At 70.6% G+C, this 4,013-nt stretch carries 4 protein-coding genes; 1 reads left to right on the top strand and 3 read right to left on the bottom strand.

The genetic code is table 11. The annotated features are described in order from the left end of the window. On the top strand, nt 1–419 hold a 419-nt coding region (locus AC2VNT_RS07095; protein WP_486946178.1), incomplete at its 5' end, for an ESX secretion-associated protein EspG. A gap of 54 nt (nt 420–473) precedes the next feature. Here the strand turns inward: AC2VNT_RS07095 and AC2VNT_RS07090 are convergent. The 3 genes from AC2VNT_RS07090 to thyX all read right to left on the bottom strand — a co-directional run bounded on the left by AC2VNT_RS07090 (nt 474) and on the right by thyX (nt 3,901). Next, nucleotides 474–2,150, bottom strand: coding sequence for a ribonuclease J (locus AC2VNT_RS07090; RefSeq protein WP_486946177.1), 1,677 nt, complete (start codon nt 2,148–2,150; stop codon nt 474–476). A gap of 15 nt (nt 2,151–2,165) precedes the next feature. After that, on the bottom strand, nt 2,166–3,068 hold the full coding sequence (dapA, locus tag AC2VNT_RS07085; RefSeq protein WP_486946176.1) for a 4-hydroxy-tetrahydrodipicolinate synthase: 903 nt from the start codon (nt 3,066–3,068) through the stop codon (nt 2,166–2,168). A gap of 80 nt (nt 3,069–3,148) precedes the next feature. Then, nucleotides 3,149–3,901 carry an FAD-dependent thymidylate synthase gene (gene thyX / locus AC2VNT_RS07080; protein ID WP_486946175.1) on the bottom strand — a complete coding sequence of 251 codons (753 nt, stop codon included), beginning with the start codon at nt 3,899–3,901 and terminating at the stop codon, nt 3,149–3,151. Nucleotides 3,902–4,013 lie beyond the last annotated feature (112 nt).

The following is a 4,013-nucleotide window of genomic DNA, read 5'->3' as shown; positions in this document are numbered from 1 at the left end:
GCGGGATCCTGCCGCCCGTGCATTTTCAGCCGGTCACCCTGGAGTCGGGCGCATTGCGGGCGGCTGCGGCCAGTCCGACGACGCTGCATGACTTTCTGCAGAAGCAGCCGTTGGGAGCCAAGCAGTTGCGAGTCCTGCTGGCCGCCGCGGACCCCGAACAGTCGGTTCAGGTGTCGATCGTCGCGCTGCAAACAGGCATTGAGACGGGGCGGCCGACCCGGACACATATCGAACCGGGTGCGGTGACCGTCATCGACACCCGGGAGGGCCGGGTGGTGGTCGAGCACGGCGGCTCGGCCGGCGGCCAGTGGACGGTGCTGGGCCCGGGGACGGCAAGAAACATCGAAGCCGCGGTCACCCAGATGATGCGGCGTCTGCCCGCCGGCGAACGGTGGCACTCCTACCGGCGGGTCCGATAGCCCAGCCGATGACACGGCCCGAGCGGTCATAAGCGACCACACCACGCCCACCGCTCACACCTCGATGACCGTCGGCACGATCATCGGCTGCCGGCGATAGGTCTCACCCACCCACTTGCCGACCGTGCGGCGCACCGCCTGGGCGATCCGGGACGGATCGGTGACATGTTCTGCGGCAAGGGTTTCCAGCTCTTCCGCGACCTTGCGGGCGACCGGCTCCAGCGCCTTGGGGTCTTCGGAGAAGCCGCGCGAATACAGGTGCGGCGGCGCGGCGGGCTTACCGGTCCCGCGGCGCAGCACCACGGTCACCGCGACGAATCCCGACGACAGGCTCAGCCGCTCACCCAGCGTGGTGTCCCCGACGTCGCCGCTGATCAGCCCGTCGACGAACATCTTGCCGACCGGCACCGCCCCGGCGATGCTGGCCTTGCCGGCCACCAGGTCGACGCTGACACCGTTCTCGGCCAGCAGGATCGACTCCTCGGTCACGCCGGTGCGCGCGGCCAGGGCCGCGTTGGCGCGCAGCATCCGCCAGGTGCCGTGCACCGGCATGACGTTGCGCGGCCGGACGCCGTTGTACAGGAACAGCAGCTCGCCGGCGTAGGCGTGCCCGGAGACGTGCACCCGGGCCTGGGCGTTGGTGACCACCCGGGCGCCGACCTTGGCCAGTGCGTCGACGACCCCGTAGACGGCCTCCTCGTTGCCCGGGATCAGCGACGAGGAGAGCACCACCAGGTCGCCGGCGGTCAGCGTGATGCTGCGGTGCTCGCCGCGGGACATCCGGGACAGCGCGGACAGCGGCTCGCCCTGGGTGCCGGTGGTGACCAGTACCACCCGATCCGGCGGCATCATCTCCGCGGCGCCGATGTCGATCAGGTCGGCGTCGGCGACGTCGAGGAAGCCGAGGTCGCGGGCGATCCCCATGTTGCGCACCATCGACCGGCCGACGAACGACACCCGCCGGCCCTGCGACACCGCGGCGTCGATGATCTGCTGCACCCGGTCCACGTTGGAGGCGAAACAGGCGACGATCACCCGCCCGTCGGCGCCGCGGATCAGCCGGTGCAGGGTCGGCCCGACCTCGCTCTCACTCGGCCCGACGCCGGGGATCTCGGCGTTGGTCGAGTCACACAGGAACAGGTCGACGCCGGCGTCGCCGAGCCGCGACATGCCGGGCAGGTCGGTGGGCCGCCCATCCGGCGGCAGCTGGTCGAGCTTGATGTCCCCGGTGTGCAGGACGGTGCCGGCGCCGGTGTGCACCGCGATCGCCAACGCGTCCGGGATCGAGTGGTTGACCGCGAAGTACTCGCACTCGAAGACCCCGTGCGTGCTGCGCTTCCCCTCCGCGACCTCCCGGAAGACCGGTTTGATCCGGTGCTCCCGGCATTTCGCGGCGACCAGGGCCAGGGTGAACTTCGAGCCGACTACCGGGATGTCGCCGCGCAGCTTGAGCAGGAACGGGATCGCCCCGATGTGGTCTTCGTGCGCGTGGGTCAGCACCAGCGCCTCGACGTCGTCGAGCCGGTTCTCGATGTGCCGCAGGTCCGGCAGGATCAGGTCTACCCCGGGCTCGTCGTGACCGGGAAACAACACCCCGCAGTCGATGATCAGCAGCCGGCCCAGGTGCTCGAGAACGGTCATGTTGCGGCCGATCTCGCTGATCCCGCCCAGCGCGGTCACCCGCAGCCCGCCGGCGGTCAGCGGGCCGGGTGGTTTACCGACGTCATCCACTCGCGTTCACCGAGCTCACCGGAGCACCGCGGCGGCGCGCATGTCGGCGGCGAGCGCCTCGATCTGCTCCGGCGTCGCCGGCAGCTGCGGCAGCCGCGGGTCGCCGGCGTCGAAGCCCAGCAGCCGCAGCCCCGCCTTGGCCATGGTCACCCCGCCCAGCCGCTGCTGCGCCGCGGCCAGCGGCGCGAGCATGACGTAGATCTTGCGGGCGGTCTCCAGGTCACCGGTGCTGAACGCCGCCACCATGTCGCGCAGCGGTCCGGCCGCGAAGTGTGCCCAGACGCTGACGAAGCCGACCGCACCCACCGCCAGCCAGGGCAGGTTGAGCGCGTCGTCGCCGCAGTAGTAGGCCAGCCCGGTCTCGGCGATGATCGGGGTCGCCCCGGCCAGGTCGGCCTTGGCGTCCTTGACGCCGACGATGTTCGGATGCTCGGCGAGCGCGCGGATGGTGTCGAATTCGATCGGCACCACCGACCGGGACGGGATGTCGTAGAGCAGCACCGGCAGGTCGGTGGCGTCGGCGATCGCGGTGAAGTGGGTCAGCAGGCCGCGCTGGGACGGCCGCGAGTAGTACGGGGTGACCGCCAGCACGCCGTGCGCGCCGGCCGCCGCGCAGGCCGTGGCCAGCGCCACGCTGTGCGCGGTGTCGTTGCTGCCGGCGCCGGCGACGATCCGGGCCCGGTCACCGACGGCGTCCAGCACCGCGCGCAGCAGCGCCAGCTTCTCGTCGTCCGCCATGGTGGGTGATTCCCCGGTGGTGCCGAACAGCAGCAGCCCGTCGCAGCCGGCGTCCACCAGCCGGGTGGCCAGGCGTGCGGCGGCGGCGGTGTCCAGCGCCCCGTCCGGGCCGAACGGGGTCACCATCGCCGTCAACACCGTGCCCAACCGGGCCCGGGCGTCGAATCCGCTGCTGCTCACGGCAGATAAGGTTACCCGCCCGGCTCAGGCCTCGGTCGCTCGACCAAAATGGCTCCCTCCCCCTCGCCGGCTGCGCCGGCTCAGGCCTCGGTCGCCAGCGGGCTGGTCGCCACCTCGGTGCCGTCGGCCAGGGTGGCGATCTGGAAATCACCGAACACCGCCGGCGCCACCTCGGCGAGCCGCCGCAGACAGGCGATGGCCAGCCGGCGCAGCTCCACGTCGGCGTGTTCGCTGGCCCGCATCGCGATGAAATGCCGCCAAGACCGGTAGTTCCCGGTTACCACCACCCGGGTCTCGGTGGCCTCCGGCAGCACCGCGCGGGCCGCCTGACGGGCCTGCTTGCGACGCAGCACCGCGTTCGGCTGGTCGGCGAAGCGAGCCTCAAGCCTGGTCAGCAACTCGTTGTAGGCGCTGCGGGCGGCATCGGCGGCCGTGGTGAGGATCTGCTGCAGTTCGGGATCGTCACCGAGCTCCGGCGACAACACCACCTGCGAATCCGGTTCGGGCACGTAGCGCTGCGACAGCTCGGAGCAGGAGAGGTGTCGATGCCGGATCAACTCGTGGGTGCACCCCCGGGAGACGCCGGTGATGTAAAAGGTCACGCTGGCGTGTTCGAGGACGGCGAAATGCCCGACGTCGACGATGTGCCTGAGGTACTCGGCGTTGGTGGCGGTCCGCGGGTTCGGTTTGGACCAGCTCTGGTAGCAGGCGCGACCGGCGAACTCGGTGAGTGCCTGCCCGCCGTCGGCATCGGTGGTCCACGGCACGCCCGGCGGCGGGACGAAGTCGGTCTGGGCAACAAGTTGCACGCGCAGCAGCGCCTTTTCGGCCACGGCGCTCAACCCTAGCGCCAGCCCCGGCAATCACTGGCTGTTATGAACTAACATGTTAGTTTATAACAGCGAGAGGACTCCGATGCGAACCCAGGTGTTGGTGGTGGGCGCC

The sequence above is a fragment of the Mycobacterium sp. TH-M15 genome (assembly GCF_057473705.1).
The sequence above is the reverse complement of the archived record's forward strand: the minus strand, read 5'-3'. Positions and strand labels throughout refer to the sequence as shown.